This is a genomic window from Pseudomonas sp. BF-R-26 (assembly GCF_019947395.1).
GTDB classification, from domain to species: Bacteria; Pseudomonadota; Gammaproteobacteria; order Pseudomonadales; family Pseudomonadaceae; genus Aquipseudomonas; species Aquipseudomonas farris.
The window spans coordinates 39,645-55,147 of the sequence record NZ_JAGYGK010000017.1 but is presented as its reverse complement, the minus strand read 5'-3'; the positions used below and the strand labels follow the sequence as shown (position 1 = coordinate 55,147).

At 61.4% G+C, this 15,503-nt stretch carries 16 protein-coding genes; 1 reads left to right on the top strand and 15 read right to left on the bottom strand.

From position 1 onward, the window contains the following. Window positions 1-40: 40 nt before the first annotated feature. The 13 genes from KGB18_RS23915 to KGB18_RS23855 form a co-directional block, all read right to left on the bottom strand. The gene (locus tag KGB18_RS23915) at window positions 41-1,069 is read right to left on the bottom strand and encodes a trans-3-hydroxy-L-proline dehydratase (RefSeq protein WP_123721029.1); all 1,029 of its coding nucleotides are present in this window, start codon (window positions 1,067-1,069) and stop codon (window positions 41-43) included. Window positions 1,070-1,350: 281 nt separating this feature from the next. Further along, window positions 1,351-2,073 carry an amino acid ABC transporter ATP-binding protein gene (locus KGB18_RS23910; protein WP_201060037.1) on the bottom strand — a complete coding sequence of 241 codons (723 nt, stop codon included), beginning with the start codon at window positions 2,071-2,073 and terminating at the stop codon, window positions 1,351-1,353. Then, window positions 2,066-2,716: an amino acid ABC transporter permease gene (locus tag KGB18_RS23905; RefSeq protein WP_030132198.1), complete on the bottom strand. Its 651-nt coding sequence runs from the start codon at window positions 2,714-2,716 to the stop codon at window positions 2,066-2,068. The genes KGB18_RS23910 and KGB18_RS23905 overlap by 8 nt, the downstream gene beginning before the upstream one ends. Window positions 2,717-2,726: 10 nt before the next feature. Continuing rightward, window positions 2,727-3,392, bottom strand: coding sequence for an amino acid ABC transporter permease (locus tag KGB18_RS23900; RefSeq protein ID WP_123721031.1), 666 nt, complete (start codon window positions 3,390-3,392; stop codon window positions 2,727-2,729). Next, entirely contained in the window at window positions 3,385-5,163 is a 1,779-nt protein-coding gene (locus KGB18_RS23895) for an aconitase X (RefSeq protein ID WP_223570569.1), read from the bottom strand. Before KGB18_RS23895 ends, KGB18_RS23900 begins: the two co-directional genes overlap by 8 nt. A 10-nt stretch (window positions 5,164-5,173) precedes the next feature. Continuing rightward, a complete protein-coding gene (locus KGB18_RS23890; protein ID WP_223570568.1) occupies window positions 5,174-5,992 on the bottom strand; it encodes a transporter substrate-binding domain-containing protein in 819 nt (272 codons plus the stop codon). A 434-nt stretch (window positions 5,993-6,426) separates the two neighbouring features. After that, the gene (locus KGB18_RS23885; RefSeq protein WP_223570567.1) at window positions 6,427-6,786 is read right to left on the bottom strand and encodes a DUF6124 family protein; all 360 of its coding nucleotides are present in this window, start codon (window positions 6,784-6,786) and stop codon (window positions 6,427-6,429) included. Window positions 6,787-7,324: 538 nt separating this feature from the next. Continuing rightward, complete coding sequence (locus KGB18_RS23880; RefSeq protein WP_038980169.1) at window positions 7,325-8,074, bottom strand: AraC family transcriptional regulator; 750 nt, start codon at window positions 8,072-8,074, stop codon at window positions 7,325-7,327. 71 nt (window positions 8,075-8,145) lie between these two features. After that, a complete protein-coding gene (locus tag KGB18_RS23875; protein WP_223570566.1) occupies window positions 8,146-9,402 on the bottom strand; it encodes an FAD/NAD(P)-binding oxidoreductase in 1,257 nt (418 codons plus the stop codon). Beyond that, entirely contained in the window at window positions 9,399-9,635 is a 237-nt protein-coding gene (locus tag KGB18_RS23870; protein ID WP_223570565.1) for a (2Fe-2S)-binding protein, read from the bottom strand. Before KGB18_RS23870 ends, KGB18_RS23875 begins: the two co-directional genes overlap by 4 nt. Then, window positions 9,628-10,743 carry an NAD(P)/FAD-dependent oxidoreductase gene (locus KGB18_RS23865; RefSeq protein ID WP_123721037.1) on the bottom strand — a complete coding sequence of 372 codons (1,116 nt, stop codon included), beginning with the start codon at window positions 10,741-10,743 and terminating at the stop codon, window positions 9,628-9,630. The genes KGB18_RS23870 and KGB18_RS23865 overlap by 8 nt, the downstream gene beginning before the upstream one ends. Then, complete coding sequence (locus KGB18_RS23860) at window positions 10,740-11,672, bottom strand: 4-hydroxyproline epimerase (RefSeq protein ID WP_123721038.1); 933 nt, start codon at window positions 11,670-11,672, stop codon at window positions 10,740-10,742. Before KGB18_RS23860 ends, KGB18_RS23865 begins: the two co-directional genes overlap by 4 nt. Window positions 11,673-11,785: 113 nt before the next feature. Next, a complete protein-coding gene (locus KGB18_RS23855; protein ID WP_007900901.1) occupies window positions 11,786-12,457 on the bottom strand; it encodes a GntR family transcriptional regulator in 672 nt (223 codons plus the stop codon). Window positions 12,458-12,820: 363 nt separating this feature from the next. On the opposite strand from KGB18_RS23855, the gene KGB18_RS23850 reads away from it, so the two are divergent. Continuing rightward, window positions 12,821-14,497 (top strand): MFS transporter, encoded by a 1,677-nt coding sequence (locus KGB18_RS23850; protein WP_123721039.1) that lies wholly within the window; start codon window positions 12,821-12,823, stop codon window positions 14,495-14,497. A gap of 62 nt (window positions 14,498-14,559) precedes the next feature. Here KGB18_RS23850 and KGB18_RS23845 read toward each other — a convergent pair whose 3' ends face one another. After that, entirely contained in the window at window positions 14,560-15,087 is a 528-nt protein-coding gene (locus KGB18_RS23845) for a cytochrome b/b6 domain-containing protein (protein ID WP_123721040.1), read from the bottom strand. Window positions 15,088-15,094: 7 nt separating this feature from the next. Further along, window positions 15,095-15,358 carry a PepSY domain-containing protein gene (locus KGB18_RS23840; RefSeq protein WP_123721041.1) on the bottom strand — a complete coding sequence of 88 codons (264 nt, stop codon included), beginning with the start codon at window positions 15,356-15,358 and terminating at the stop codon, window positions 15,095-15,097. Window positions 15,359-15,503: the final 145 nt, after the last annotated feature.

The following is a 15,503-nucleotide window of genomic DNA, read 5'->3' as shown; positions in this document are numbered from 1 at the left end:
TTAGTCAGGGGTTTTTGGTAGCCGTTGGTCTGGGGGAGTTTCAGGCACCTGGCCAGGTGTCAGACAGGCGATAGCCCTGTGGCCACGGATCGCTCGGATCGAGCAGCAGTTGGTGGGTGCCGGTGATCCAGGCCCGGCCGGAAATGCATGGGTAGATCGCCGGGCGTCCGGCCACTTCGGTCAGGGAATCGATGCGACAGTGGAATTCGGAACCGATGATCGAACGGCCAATAAAGCGCTCACCGACCTGCATCAAGCCCTTGGCCTGCAGCACCGCCATGCGCGCCGAGCAGCCAGTGCCGGTGGGTGAGCGGTCGATCTTGCCGGGTTGAATCACCACCGCGTTGGCGCCGGTGGCTATGCCATTTTCAACGACGATGGGCGCGGCAATCTGGCAGAAGGAAATATGTGACCACTCAGGGTTCAGCGGATGGACGAAGCCCAATTGTTCATTGGCCGCGCGAGTGATTTTCAACCCGACCGCCACCAGGTCGGCAGCCTCATCAGGACGGATGGAAAAGCCCAGGCACTCGGCGTCGGCGATCACAAAACTGTCGCCGCCATACGCAGTGTCGACCTGCAACGAGCCAAGGCCTTCGACTTCGATCCAGGCGTCGAGGCGGTCAGCGAAGGAGGGTACGTTCTTGATTTCTACCCGCTCGACCTTGCCATCACGGCAATCGGCCACAGCCTCGATCAGGCCGCCGGGTGCTTCGAGCACCAGTCGGGTTTGTGGTTCGGTCATCGGCAGAATGCCGCTGTCGAGCAGCACGGTGGCGACGCACAACGAATTGGAGCCGGACATCGGTGGCGTGTCCGCCGGTTCCATGATGATCCAGGCCATTTGCGCCCGAGGATCCTTGGCCGGCACCAGCAGATTGACGTGACGGAACACGCCGCCGCGAGGCTCGTTGAGCACGAAGTTGCGCAGTGTCTGATCCTTGGCGATCCAGCGCGATTGCTCCCACACAGTGGCGCCCGGTGGTGGGGCGACACCGCCGACGATCACATCGCCGACTTCGCCTTCGGCATGACAGCTGACTACATGAATCACTTTCGATGAGCGCATGGGTTGCTCCTTCTATTGCCTGTTGAGGCCTCATCGCGGGCAAGCCCGCTCCCACAGGGTTTGATGGTGTACACAAAATTGGTGGCCAACACAGATACCTGTGGGAGCGGGCTTGCCCGCGAAGGGGCCATCAGTTACTTCACCGATTTCAGAAATGCCGCCGTTTCCGCATGCATCGGGTTACCAATCACCTCTCACACACAGTGATCTGGGTTGGCCACCGATTTTGCGGACACCATCAAACCCTGTGGGAGCGGGCTTGCCCGCGATGGGGTCATCCGTTACTTCACCGATTTCAGAAAAGTCGCCGTTTCCGCATGCACCGGATTACCAATCACCTGATCCGGCGAGCCGATCTCGTGCACCAGGCCATTGCGAAAGAACGCCACGCGGTCGGATACATCGCGGGCAAAGCGGATTTCGTGGGTCACCAGCACCATGGTCATGCCGTCTTCGGCGAGCATGCGCATGGTGTCCAGCACCTCACCGACCAATTGCGGGTCGAGGGCCGACGTGGCTTCGTCGAACAGCATGTAGTCCGGCGACATGGCCAGGGCGCGAGCGATGGCCATGCGTTGCTGCTGGCCTCCGGACAACTTGCCGGGGAAGGTCTTGAGCTTGTCGGCAAGGCCCACGTGAGTCAGTTGTCGCACCGCCAACTCCTCGGCGTCGCACTTGCTTTTGCCCAGGACTTTGCGTGGCGCCAGCATCACGTTTTCCAGCACCGTCAGGTGCGGGAAGGCATTCCATTGCTGGAACACGATGCCGATTTTCTGCCGCAGGCGATTGAGGTCGGTGGCGCTGTCATGGACCTCGACGCCGTCGACGCGAATGCTGCCTTTCTGGATCGGTTCCAGGCCGTTGATGCACATCAGCAGGGTCGATTTGCCGGAGCCCGAGCCGCCGATGATCGACACCACCTCGCCCTTGTTCACTGTCAGGCTGACACCCTTGACCACGGCGAGGTCGCCGAAGGATTTATGTACGTTGTCGATCTCAATCATTTTCTTGCCACCTTCTTTCCAGACGAGCGCCCAGGCGTGCGACCACCAGGCTCATGACGTAGTAAATAAGGCCCGCGATGCACAGCACCAGCAACGGTTCCTGGATGCGGGTGACGATGGTTTGCGAGGCGCGCAGCAGTTCGACGATGCCGATCCACATCACCAGCGCGGTGTCTTTCATCACGCCGAGCACCAGGTTCAGCCAGCCGGGAAAAGCCACCCGGGTGGCCATCGGCAGGACGATCCAGCGCAAGTCCTGCAGGAAGCTCAGGCCCAGCGAACGACTGGCCCGGCGCAGGGTGAACGGCACCGACAGCACGCCAGCGCGCACGATCTCGGTGAAATACGCGGCGGCGTAAACCCCCAGCACAATGCAGCCGACGCTGAAGGCGCTGATGTTCAAACCGACGATGCTTTTGAGCGAGTTGAACAGCACGAACTGGATCAGCAACGGCACGCTGCGAAACACGTCCAGCACCCAGGCCAGAGGCAGACTGGCCCGCGGCAACAAGGCCCGCAGCAGGCCGAAGAGCAAGCCGGCGAGGGAGCCGAGCATGATCGACCAGAACGTCAATTGCAGCGTGACCCAGGCGCCATTGAGCAGGAACAACAGGTCATTGGAGGAAAAACCGGTAGAGAACATGCACAGCTCCTCAGTAACGGAACAACCGCCAGGCCATCAGCCGGGCTGCCGCGACGATCGCCTTGGCAATCAGGTAATACAGCACCGCTGCGATGGCGAAGAACTCGAAGGTGCGGAACGTTTTGACGTTGTAGTCCTGGGTCACGCCGGTCAGGTCATTGTTCAACCCGACGATCACCCCCAACGACGTCATCAGCACCGCCCAGACCATTTGATTAGTCAGCGGGTAGAAGACGATTCGCAGCAGCTGCGGGACGATGATCATGCGGTAGGCCTGGAAGGCACTCATGCCCAGCGAACGTGCAGCGCGCACTTGTGTGTCCGGTACGGCCTTGAGGCCACCGCGAAAGTTCTCCGCCAGGTACCCGGCATTGTTGAAGGTGATCCCGGCCAGCAGGGCGAGCCATGAACTGACGTGCATGCCCAGCGAGCCGAGGCCGAAGTAGAGGACGTAGATCTGGAACAGCGACGGGGTGTTGCGCGCGATCGATACCCAGCCGTTGCCGATGCCGCGCAGCAGCGGGTTTTTGCTTTCGCGCATCACGGTCAGGGCCAGGGCGATCAGCACGCCGAAGATCATCGACAGCGCCGCGGTCTCGAAGGTGACCAGGGCGCCGGCGAGCATGTCCGGCAGGGCGCGCAGCGCTGAGCGCCATTGGAAGCTGTAGTCAAACATGCGCAGGGCTCTCCAGTAGGACGGCAGGTTGTAGCCACGCCGGCAGGCGCCCGCTGGCGGTGGCATTGCAGGCGGCATCGACGCATTCTTTGATGCTGGCGAAATGCACTTTTCGGCCTACCAGGCCCGGTGCGTAATGGGCGTATTTGCCGGAGTTGGTCATCAAGGTTTTTGCGGCCAGCGGGATCACCGGTTCGCCGAGCATGCACCAGCAGGTATCGGTGACCAGGGTGGCGCCGAAAGCTTCGATCACGGCGATATGCCCGGCTTCGCGAGCCTGCTCCAGCACGGCACGGCCGCAGGTAATGGCGAGGACCACGTCAGGGTGTTTGTGCCGACCGAGACACAACCGCGCGAGGTGGGCGAACTCGCTGAGGGAGAAATGCGGATTGCCCAGCGAGACCACATCCACCCGGTTGTCGCGGGCACTGTTGAGTTCACGCCAGCTGACCAGCAGATCCTTCAAGAGGATGTGTTCTACCGGTACCCGGATATCCGTATCCAGCACTTGAGACGGGTCGATGGCCTCCGGGGTTATTCCGGCGATATGGAACAAGGGCGCGGCGGACGTGGTGGCAAATGCCGCGCCGAAAGCTTTGAGGTCGTCCAGGCTTGGCTGGCGGTTTTCCAACCCGCGCACCAGTGGAATCCGGCTGCCCGCCAGCGCGCCGATGTGGTAACCGAGCAGCGGGTAGAAGGCGTCGTCCAGTTCACCCAAGGCGGGCAACTCGATCTGCAGCCGGGCCTTGCGTTGCGCGTCCAGATGGCAGCCGATCAACGGGGCGCGGCCAGTCAGCGCGATGCAGATGTCCAGATAGTCCGGATACTTCAGGGTGCGTGCGCCGAGCACGCTGTTGGCATAAACCACCGCGTTGGATTCGGCCCAGACGATCTGCTCGCCAGCCTTTGGCGCGCTGTCGAGCAGGTAGGGCGCGCAGGTGAAACTCAGCTGTGCGCCCATTGCCATATAAGCATCGCCCAAGGCACTGGCCGGTTCGCCGAGGGCGGGATCAATGCCTAGCTCGCGCCAGCGGCGCTGGTCCACGGAAATCGAATTGAGGGTGGTGGGCACCCGCACTGTTGCTCCCCATTGCACCAACTGTTGGGCAAAACGCAGGCTCGCAGGTCCGGTGTAGATGCAGCCGTCAATGTGCGCTTGGGTGATATCCACCAGAAGTCGGGCACCTTGCAGTTCGGCCATGCGCAGGACGATCTGCATCGCCACCTGCGCGGCCTTGCCATGCTGACCGTCGAGCAGCGCCCGGTCGTGTTCGGTGAGTTCGATCGCGGTGGCGATATCGGTGCTCGGCAAAGGGTTGTCGAGTGCCTGCCAGGCATCGCCCGGCAGGAGCTCGAACAGGCTCAGCGTTGTGTCCTCGACCCGAGCGAAGGCCTTACCGCGCAGAGCGGCGAAGGCCTCCCGGCCGATGCACAGCACCGGCAGGGAACGCTCGAAAATGGTCTGTGCCAAAAGCACGCCCAGGGTCAGGATCTCATCGGGCTCGGCCAGCACCAGTGCGGCCGGTGCGTGACCGTTGCTGATCAGTTCCATCAACACGCTACTACCGGTGCACGAGCCGCGACCGCTGGGAATGGCCAGCACACGGCCGGCTAGGTATTCGCCGCTGAGCGGGTGGTGACGGTCAATGATCTCGCCGCTATATGGATCGACCCCGCCCCAGAAACTCAACCCGATATCGGCGAACAGCAGGACACCCTCGGCGGCGCCCGCGACCAGGATGCGACCGGTCAGAGAAGTGGGCCTAGGCATGCCGGACATCTCAGTAGTAGACCTTTGGCACGGTCAGGTCGGTGGGTGAAATCTCGGTGCCGACCCATTTGGTGAACAGCTCGTTGTAACGGCCTGTTCGCACTTGCTGGTTCACGAACAGGTCGAGATACCGGAGTAGACCGTACTCGTTGCGCTTGGCGCCGAGGGAAACGTAGTCGATCACGTACGGCGCGTTACCGGCGACTTTCAGGTTTTTGTATTTGCCGGATTTGAGAGTGGCGGCGGCCACGGTGTTGGTAACCACGGTGGCGTCGATATGACCCTGGGCGACTGCCAGCAGAGTGTCGTTTTGCGACTGATAGGCGCGGAAGGTGCCGGTGCCCCATTTCTTCACGTCTTTCTCCAGGGCGATGGCCTCATAGGTGCCGCTGGTGTTGCCCACGGGTTTGCCCTTGATGTCATCGAAACTGTTGATGCCAGTGTCGTCGCGGGTCAACACCACCATCTGGAAGGCAAAGTAGGGCACGGTAAGGCCGACGGTCTTGGCCCGCTCGAGGGTGTCGGAGGTGGAGGCGACGATCACGTCGGCACGCCCGGAGACCAGCGCCGGAATGCGATCCGGGAATGGCGTCTCTACCACTTCGGCGTCGACCCCAAGGATTTTCGCCAGGTCATGGCAGTAGTCCACGTCAAAACCGGCCGGGTTGTTGCCTGCATCGCGAAAACCCATGGGCGGGAAGTCCAGGGTCACGGCGCAGCGCAGCTTGCCTGAACCGATGATGTCGTCGAGTTTGTCGGCCTGGGCGGTGGCAATAAAGGAGGTACTGAGAACAGCGCTGAGGGCTACGGCAAATGCGGGGGTTTTCATAGAGGCCTCGTTGAAGTGAAGTGCTGTTGGATATCGTATTGGGGATTTCGTATACGATATTAACAATAGCAATCAACGTGCCTATTTCCAGGCAGGGGTGCGAATTAATCGTCAGGCGTTGAAGTAGAGGTCTTTGAATGCGTCAGCGTGACGCCGTAAGGGTCGAGGCCCGTAATGGCAGGTGTTACAGATGGGAGCAATGGTTGTGCGGGGCGCCCCTTTAAGGAACACCGGGCCCTGCGATTTTTTGATCGACCAGGCACACCTGACACTCATGTGGCGAGGGGGCTTGCCCCCGTTGGGTTGCGAAGCGACCCCAAAACCTGCAACCGTATGTTTTCAGGTACACCGCATACGCCGTTTTTACGACTGCTTCGCCGCCGAACGGGGGCAAGCCCCCTCGCCACAAAAAGCCTGTGGTCTCAGATTAATGGTCAGGACGGCGGATCGAGATTATCCAGCACCCGATTCACCGCCAACTCACCAAGCATGACCACCGATTGAATCCCCAACATCACGTTGCGATGTGGCATATCCATCAAGCCGGCGAACTCACTGAGCATCATGCTGGCCGATGCCAGGGATTCGCAGGCGTTGACCAGCAGGGTTTCGTTATCGACCTTCGCACCCACATGGTAAATGGTGCTGGGTTTGCGCTTGGTGTCTTTGGGGATGGGCGGCTTGAGGTAATGGTCGAGGGCGCGGTCGGCGGCTTCGTTGAGCTTTTTGGAATCGAGGGATTCGTAGGGGGATGTTGGATCGGTTTCCGGTGGGTTGGGTGTCGGTTTGAACATGGTGAAGCTCCTTGATGAGTGGAGCTACCGCCGTTCGCGGTCAAACGAACAAGGTGGCAGCTGTACGCGGGTTGACCGACCGGACATCAAGGACTCCGGCACACCCGAAGGTGTCCCACGCACAGCCACCGCGACACGATATTTCAGACATGCCTGAAACAGGTCTTGGACGCTGGCGCGCCTTGATTGATTCGGACGGTCAAATCCGATCGCTGATTCGTCAGCGACCCGGAAACGATAGAGCCCGGCCTCAAGGCGCACAAGCCGGCGGATTTTGGCGTAGTCGTAGGCAACGGCGCAAGGATGTGTAGCCTGGGTGAGTGTCTGGAAGTGTCATTTAAACAGTGCTTGTTTAACCGTCTGCCACCGAGCCTTGTGGTGGCGGTACTGGCCTCATCGCGGGCAAGCCCGCTCCCACAGGTATCTGCGTTGACCAAAGAATGTGTTTACGACACCAATCACTATGGGAGCGGGCTTGCCCGCGATGAGGCCCGAAAGAACACCCTCAAACCCAGGACCAAATCACCGGAGAATGACCCTAGCGTTGATTATCCCGAAACTGGCTCGGTGACAGGCTGGTCAAGGCGCGGAACTGTCGGCTGAAGGCACTGTGGTCGGTGTAACCGCAGCGCAGGGCGATTTCGGTGATCGGCAGGTCGGTGTGCAGTAACAGCCGCGAACCTTCTTCCAGGCGCGCTTTGTGAATCATCTGCCGTGGGGTGAGCTGAAATACCCGTTTGCAGTGACGCTCCAGTTGCGCCACGGAATAGCCGGCGATGGCGGTCAGTTCGGCGAGGCTGATGGCGCGGGCGAAGTGGCTGCGGATATGCGCATCCACGGCGGCGAGTTTCTGGAAGGCGGGATGGTTGGACTGGGGTGATTGCAGGTCGCGGGAGATCCCGGCCAGGCCAACGATCTGACCTTGTTCATCCTGCAAGGCGAGTTTGTGAGTCAGGCACCAGATCGGCTGATTACCGTAATACAGGTGCAATTCCAGTTGGTCGGACAGTTCGCGGCCGCTGGACAGTACCCGCCTGTCCTGTTCGGTGTACAGCGGGCCGAAGCGTTCAGGGAACACCATTTCGGCGGTGAGCCCCAGCAGTTCCTCGCGATGTTTGAAACCGCAACGCCGGGCCAGGGTCTGGTTGACGAAGGCGTAGCGGGCTTCGCGGTCCTTGATGAAAAACACCACGTCCGCCAGGGTATCGAGCAGCGGCGCAATCGGCTGCAGACTGTTGAGCAGCGTTGGCAGGTCGCAGGGTTTGAAGGTGCTGAGCGAGGGGTACATGGCGCTGGGGTCTGATGGCGACCCCGGGATCATAGAGGCTCGGCAGCGTGGCCGAAACCCCCGACGGGGAATCAGGCCGGCGGGGTGTCGTCCAGGCACATCAAGGTCTCGATTCGCGCCGGGCTGAAGGGTGGGCGGGGGGCCGAAGGTTGCCAGCCGAACAGGTGCTGCACCGCACCGCCACACACCCGGCCCTGACAGGCGCCCATGCCGCAACGGCTGGCCAGCTTGGCTTCGCGCCAGTCAGTGTGCCCGGCCAATGCGGCGTAAGGCACGTCTTCGCAGCGGCAGACCAGGGTGTCGGATCGGGCCAAAGACTTGAGTTGCGGGTCGAGGGCGAATGCCTGATTCAGTGCCTTGGCGAAACCCTGCCAGCGTGCCCGGCGTGGCCACAATTGGCGGGCCGCTTCCAGGTCACCGACCGCCGCGTGGCCAGCAATTTCACCTTCGACCAACGCCAGTTCACTGCCACCAAACCCGGTGCATTCGCCTGCCGCATAATGATCGACGCGGCTGCTGGCCTGCCAGGCATCCACCGCCAACGCCTGACCTTCGATGGCGTAACCCAGTGCCTGGCCCAATTGAATGTTCGGGATCAAGCCGAAACCACAGGCCAGCCGATCACATTCCAGTTCGATGATTTTGCCTTGCTGTTGCAGGCGCACGCCTTCCAGCCGGTCAGTGCCAAGGGCGGCCAGCACATGAGTCGCGGTGCGGTAATGGCGGTCGAACAAGCTGAACGATTGCAACCATTTGGCAGGCCAGCGGGGCAGTTGCGCGGCGAAACCGGCGACGGCAATGCGCGAGGCTTGCTCGGCGATGCGTTGTACTTGGGCGCCATGTTTTTTCGCGGTGGCGGCACTCGCCAGTAATAGCGGGCCGCTGCCGGCGATCACCACGCGCTCACCTTGCACCGGCACACCGGCCTTGATCAGCGCCTGCAAACCACCGGCCCCGGTCACGCCAGGCAACGTCCAGCCGGGGAAGGGCAGCAGCAACTCGCGGGCGCCGGTGCACAGAATCAGTTTGTCGTAGCTGATCAGCCAGCCGTCGTCATCATCTTCGACCAACAGTTGTTTCGGTCCGGGACTGGCGATCACCCGGGTGCCGGCGTGATGGCGGATGTTGCTGCAAGACTGCAAACGCTCACGCAGACGACGGGCCTGATCGGGCACGTTGGCTTGAGGGCCGTCACGCCAGATTTGCCCGCCCGGCAGCGGATTGTCGTCGAGCATGACGATGCGTGCGCCGCTGGGGGCGGCGGCAAGGGCGGCGGCCATGCCAGCGGGGCCGGCACCGATGATCAGCAGATCGGCGTATTCATTCATGGGCGTGTCTCCACCTGCATGCCGTCTCGGCACAGGGTCTGGCAGGCCAGGCGTCGCCGGCCGTCGATGGTCACCCGGCATTCCTGGCAGATGCCCATGCCGCACAGTGGTGCGCGACGCTGACCACTGGCCGATGTGCGTGTGCATCCGTCGCTGCCCAACGCCAAGGCAGCGGCGACGCTGGTGCCCTCGGCAACCTTCAAGGCGCGGCCGTCCAGCAGCAATTCAGGCATAGGCAGGTTCTCCGAGGAAACGCTGGGGCAGATAGGGTTGTGCGGCCAGAGGCGGGGTTTCGTTGAACAGTTGCGCCACCAGCAAGTTGGCGGTGCCGGGGGCCGTGGTGACGCCCAACCCTTCGTGACCGACGGCCAGCCACAAACCCTGGCGTTGCGGGTGTTGGCCCACCAGCGGCAGGCCATCAGGGCTAGCGGCGCGAAAGCCGGTCCAGGCGCGGATGCCGTTGAGTCGGGCCAGCCCCGGCATGTACTCGGCGGCGCGCTTGAGCATTTTCGCCAGCATCCAGCCTTCGACTTGCGGGTCGGTGGTACCGAATTGGCGCGAGGCACCGATGAACAATTGCCCGGTGGGGCGCGGCTGAATATTGCAGGCGGTCGACGGCCCCGTGGCGTTGTGGGCGCTGGTGACGTAACCCAGTTCGACCAGGGTGTGGGTGACGGTGCGGGGGTAGCGGTCGGTAATCAGCAGGTGACCTTTTTTCGGCTCGATGGGCAACTCCGGGCACAGTTCGTTGGCCTGAATACCATTGGCTAACACCACCGCTTCGGCGCTCAACCAGTGGCCGTCATCAAGGCAGACTCGGTTGCCATCGACCGCGCTGACCCGCGCCCGACGTTGACGAATGTTCGGCGTGTCGAGCATCCAGCTGGCCGTCGCTGGCGCATAAAGAATGCTGTCGCCATTGATCAACAAACCGCCTTCCAGACCTTCGCGCAGTTCCGGTTCACGCTGACGCAAAGCACTGGCGCTGACCAATTCGCACGCCACGCCCTGGGCTTTCAGGTTCAGGTATTTGCCATGGGCGACCGTCATTTCCTCGGCGTTGGCCGCCAGCCACAGCGTGCCGTTGTTGCGGTAGGCGCAGCCGTCGGGCAGGTCCGGTGCCAGTTCGCGCCAGCGTTGCAGGGAATATTGACTCAGGGCCAGCTCGGCCGGGTTGTCGTCAAGCACCAGCAAATGGCCCATTCCCGCCGCCGTCGCACCGTGCAGGCCGGCGTCCAGCACCAGCACCTGCAAGCCACGACGGGCCAGCGCCTGGGCACAGGTGGCACCGATGATGCCGGCGCCGATCACGATCACATCGGCCACCAGGCCCTCGTTCATGGACGAATGCCCCAGGCGAACGGGTCATCCTGTTCGATGATCAAACTGGCTTCGGCGCTGATAAAGGCCCGGCCGCGAATGGTCGGCACAACGCGCTCGCCCTGCCATTCGTAAGAGCCTTCGAACTCGCTGCCGATGACACTGGCCTGGCGCCAGATCTGCCCCGGTTGCAGTTTGTCGTCCGCTGCCAGGCACGCCAGTTTGGCACTGGTGCCGGTGCCGCACGGTGAGCGGTCATAAGCCTTGCCGGGGCAGAGGACAAAGTTGCGGCTGTCGGCGTGATCGTCATCGCTGAACAGCTCGACATGGTCGATCAGCCCGCCGTCTTCGCCACGAATACCCTGGGCCTCCAGCGCCTGTTGCACGGCGTAGGTATAAGCAGTCAGCGCGTCGAGGTTATCACCGGCTACCCGCAGGCCATGCTCGGCGATCAGGAAAAACCAGTTGCCGCCCCAGGCGACATCGCCGACCACCTGACCGACATCTGGCACCTGCAAGACCAGCGCCTTGCGGTAACGGTAGGCCGGCACATTGCGCACGCTGACCGAATGATCTTCGTGCAGGGTCGCCTGCACCGTACCCACCGGGGTCTCGATGCGGTGCACGCCGGGGCTGATCTTGCCCAGATGCGCCAACGACGCCACCAGGCCAATAGTGCCGTGGCCGCACATGCCCAGGTAACCGGTATTGTTGAAGAAAATCACTCCGGCACAGGCGCTCGGGTCCACAGGTGTGCAGAGCAGGGCGCCCACCAGCACGTCGCTGCCACGGGGTTCCAGCACACAAGCGGCGCGCCATTGATCGTGATGTTCGGCGAGCAGCTTGCGGCGTTCGGCCATGCTGCCGGTGCCCAAATCAGGAAAGCCGGCAGTAACCAGACGGGTCGGTTCGCCGCCGGTGTGGGAGTCGATCACGGTGATGCGTTTCATGGGAGGGCCACGTCCGTTCAGATGAGTGAACGAAAGAGTGGCCTGTGCAGCGGGGTGTCGGCTTGATGGATTTATCCTGTGCCGATGACGAAATCAGCACAGCATTCTAGTAGTCAGTGCGCGTGAGGCAGGTGCTCGAACAGGGTCTTGCAGACCCCGGCAATGTGCTCGTCCAGCAGCTTCACCGCCAGATCCACATCCCCGGCACGACAGGCTTTGATGATCTCACGGTGCTCGTGATCAGCCCGTTCCTTGCCGGCCGACAGGCTCATCTGCATGCGCAAGTAGCGCTCCAGCTTGTCGTTGACTGAACGAATCAGGCTGACCAGAAACGGCCGTTGCGCCGGCTCGTAAAGGCAAGCGTGCAGTTCCCAATTGAGCTCGGCCCAGCGGCCCACGTCGTCCTCGCCGATGAACTCCTGACAGATACGCTCGGCACGGGCGAAGGTTTCTTCGGTCATGTTGGGAATGGCCAGGCGCAGTATCTTGTCCTCCAGCAACATTCGCACTTCGAACATCTGCGCCAGCTCGGCATCGGAAACCCGCGTGACCATCGCCCCGCGATTGCGCTGGAACATCACCAGCCCTTCGGCCTCCAGCCGCTTGAGGGCCTCGCGCACCGGAATTTTGCTGACGTTGAACTGGCGGGCGATGTCGTCCTGGCGAATCGGCTCATCTTCGGCGAAATGCCCGGCGACGATCGCGTCCCGCAGATGACGGGTGATGATTTCCGAGGTTGAAGGTGTATTGCCAAGGTCGGGGGCGTTGAGTTTGGGTAGGTTCACGGCAGCGGTCGTTTGGAGTGAGATGGCGATAGGGTATACGAAATTCTTTCGCTGCGAAGTTCCAGACGATGGCCGCCCCAAGAAAGGCATCAGCAGGGCGTCACCCAGACGCTTCGCGTGGGATCTCAATGATCTGAATAATCATTCGACGGCGCGTCGGCCCGGGTTTGGAGCGGGAGGGCCGAGTGGATATCTGCGCGAAGCCGATTATGCTTCAAGAAACCTTGCAGCGATGCGAGGCCGTCAGCCTGTTTCCATGCTTTGCGTAGTCCTTGATCCGATGACTTCAGCCCTGGGGCCTGGGTGCGGTAAAGAGGTAATGAGGTACTCCGGCCTATAACAAGAGCAAAACGGAGAAGACTCATGGCCGTAATCGACAATACAACCGCAGGCAGTGCACCCAATCGCGGGATCACCAGAGAGGAGCGCAAGGTCATTTTCGCCTCGTCCCTGGGCACCGTGTTCGAGTGGTACGACTTCTACCTTTACGGCTCCCTCGCCGCGATCATAGCGAAGCACTTCTTCGCCGGCGTCAATGAGACAACGTCCTTCATCTTCGCGCTGCTCGCGTTCGCCGCCGGCTTCGCTGTGCGTCCCTTCGGCGCCATTGTGTTCGGCCGACTGGGCGACATGATCGGGCGCAAGCACACGTTCCTCATCACCATTGTCATCATGGGTATCTCCACCGCCATAGTGGGCTTTCTGCCCGGCTATGCGACCATCGGCGTGGCGGCACCGGTCATCCTGATCACCCTGCGCCTGTTGCAAGGCCTGGCCCTGGGCGGAGAGTACGGCGGCGCGGCGACCTACGTGGCCGAACATGCGCCCAAAGGCAAGCGCGGCTACTTCACCTCGTGGATCCAGACCACCGCGACCCTCGGCCTGTTTCTTTCGCTGCTGGTGATCCTCGCCTGCCGAACCATTCTCGGCACCGAAGCCTTCGAGGCCTGGGGCTGGCGGATTCCCTTCCTGCTGTCGATCCTGCTGCTGATCGTCTCGGTGTACATCCGCTTGCAACTCAGCGAGTCACCGGTGTTCTTGAAGATGAAGGAAGAAGGCAAGTCGTCCAAGGCGCCGCTGACCGAATCCTTCGCCCGCTGGGAAAACCTCAAGATAGTGATCATGGCGCTGCTTGGCGGTACCGCTGGGCAGGCGGTGGTCTGGTACACCGGACAGTTCTATGCGCTGTTTTTCCTGCTGCAGACGCTGAAGATCGACCCGCAGACCGCCAACTATCTGATTGCCGGCTCGCTGCTGATCGGCACGCCATTCTTCATCGTATTCGGCAGCCTGTCCGACCGCATCGGCCGTAAGGGAATCATCATGGCGGGCTGCATCCTCGCGGCGCTGACCTACTTCCCGATTTTCCATGCGTTGACCCAATACGGTAACCCCGACGTATTCGCCGCGCAGGAGAAGAATCCGGTCACGGTGATCGCCGATCAGAGTAAGTGCTCGTTCCAGTTCGACCCGGTGGGCAAGGCCAAATTCACCAGCTCCTGCGACCTTGCCAAGACCCTGCTGGCGAAGAAGGCTATCCCCTACAAAAACGAAAAGGCCGAACCGGGCGCTGTGGCGCAGGTGCGCATCGGCGACAAGGTGATCCCGAGCTTCGAGGGCACCGGCATGCCGGCCGCGGACTTCAAGGCCCGCAACGATGCCTTCGTCGCTACCCTCGGTACCGCCCTCAAGGACGCCGGTTACCCCGAGAAGGCCGACCCGGCGAAGACCAATTACCCGATGGTGTTGTTACTCCTGACCATCCTGGTGATCTACGTCACCATGGTCTACGGCCCGATCGCCGCCTGGCTGGTGGAACTCTTCCCGGCGCGCATTCGCTACACCTCGATGTCGCTGCCGTATCACATCGGCAACGGCTGGTTCGGCGGCTTTCTACCCACGGTGGCATTCGCCATGGTCGCGGCCACGGGGGATATCTACTACGGGCTGTGGTACCCCATCGTCATCGCCGTGATGACGGCCATTCTTGGCACGTTCTTCCTGCCGGAAACCAAGGATCGGGAAATTCATCACACATAGGGTTGGCGCTTGCCCTTTCCCGCGAGGGAGAGGGCAATGTGCGGTATCAGGAGTTTTGAGAGCTAGCGCTTACGTCGATGGCCCGTGATCATCGACAGAGGCAGGTTTTCACGCAAGCGCAGGCTTTCCACCAACGCTGCGACGATATGCACGCAAACCAGCGCGAGCAGCACGTTGGCCATAACCTCATGCACATCACGTAGCCAGTCTTCGCCCCAGAAATAGTCCACTTCTTCCATCAAAAAACCGCTGATGCCCAGGCCGGTCATCAACAGCAGCATGAGGACCATCACCAGTGCACCGATGGGCGAATGCCCCATGCGGTGATAGCCTTTGCCGGAAAACAGCGCCCGGCCATGCTGAACGACCCGCGTCGGAGTCGGCCAGAAGTCTGACCAGCGCGCCGATGGTGGGCCGATGAACCCCCACACCAAACGCACCAGCACGACAGCCACGGCGTAATAGCCGAGCCAGCGATGCCAGCCGTCGCCCTCCTCATTGAGGAAGTAGTCGCTGATGAAGACAACCACCAGGGACCAGTGGCAAACGCGTACGAGGGGGTCCCAGAGGCGCAGGGTTTCAGCTTTCACAGAGGGCCTATTCGATTTCTTCTTTCACGACCTTGCCGGTGACCGGGTCAAAGTAGATCTCGACTTTGCGCTTGTCTTTGTCCCAGCCGTAGATCTCGTAGCAATTGCCGCTCGTGACTTTGAACTTCTTGATGTTGTAGCCCTTGGCCTTGAGGTCTTCCTGAAACTTGGCCTGGTCCTGCCATTGGGCTTTGTCGGCTGTGGTGCATTGAGTACTGGCGAAAGCCAAGGGGGAGGCGGCAAGAAGGGAGAGCAACAGAAGTTTACGCATGGGTTTTCCTCGATATGTTGTTGTCTGACAACGCGAGAGATTCTCAATCACTCTCTGCGCGCTGAAGGTTAGTTGAGCTTTTGATCGCTGTCACGATGTTGCGGGTTGCAAACAAACGCCTAGGAATGCAGGGCGTTAATTCTAA

Excerpts from the sequence above, each read along its gene's own strand:
- KGB18_RS23880 (WP_038980169.1), bottom strand. The coding sequence starts at position 8,074 with ATGTACCCCTCGCTCAGCACCTTCAAACCCTGCGACCTGCCAACGCTG.
- KGB18_RS23860 (WP_123721038.1), bottom strand. The coding sequence starts at position 11,672 with ATGAAACGCATCACCGTGATCGACTCCCACACCGGCGGCGAACCGACC.
- KGB18_RS23905 (WP_030132198.1), bottom strand. The coding sequence starts at position 2,716 with ATGTTCTCTACCGGTTTTTCCTCCAATGACCTGTTGTTCCTGCTCAAT.
- KGB18_RS23890 (WP_223570568.1), bottom strand. The coding sequence starts at position 5,992 with ATGAAAACCCCCGCATTTGCCGTAGCCCTCAGCGCTGTTCTCAGTACC.
- KGB18_RS23895 (WP_223570569.1), bottom strand. The coding sequence starts at position 5,163 with ATGCCTAGGCCCACTTCTCTGACCGGTCGCATCCTGGTCGCGGGCGCC.
- KGB18_RS23840 (WP_123721041.1), bottom strand. The coding sequence starts at position 15,358 with ATGCGTAAACTTCTGTTGCTCTCCCTTCTTGCCGCCTCCCCCTTGGCT.
- KGB18_RS23915 (WP_123721029.1), bottom strand. The coding sequence starts at position 1,069 with ATGCGCTCATCGAAAGTGATTCATGTAGTCAGCTGTCATGCCGAAGGC.
- KGB18_RS23885 (WP_223570567.1), bottom strand. The coding sequence starts at position 6,786 with ATGTTCAAACCGACACCCAACCCACCGGAAACCGATCCAACATCCCCC.
- KGB18_RS23865 (WP_123721037.1), bottom strand. The coding sequence starts at position 10,743 with ATGAACGAGGGCCTGGTGGCCGATGTGATCGTGATCGGCGCCGGCATC.
- KGB18_RS23875 (WP_223570566.1), bottom strand. The coding sequence starts at position 9,402 with ATGAATGAATACGCCGATCTGCTGATCATCGGTGCCGGCCCCGCTGGC.
- KGB18_RS23870 (WP_223570565.1), bottom strand. The coding sequence starts at position 9,635 with ATGCCTGAATTGCTGCTGGACGGCCGCGCCTTGAAGGTTGCCGAGGGC.
- KGB18_RS23900 (WP_123721031.1), bottom strand. The coding sequence starts at position 3,392 with ATGTTTGACTACAGCTTCCAATGGCGCTCAGCGCTGCGCGCCCTGCCG.
- KGB18_RS23910 (WP_201060037.1), bottom strand. The coding sequence starts at position 2,073 with ATGATTGAGATCGACAACGTACATAAATCCTTCGGCGACCTCGCCGTG.
- KGB18_RS23850 (WP_123721039.1), top strand. The coding sequence starts at position 12,821 with ATGGCCGTAATCGACAATACAACCGCAGGCAGTGCACCCAATCGCGGG.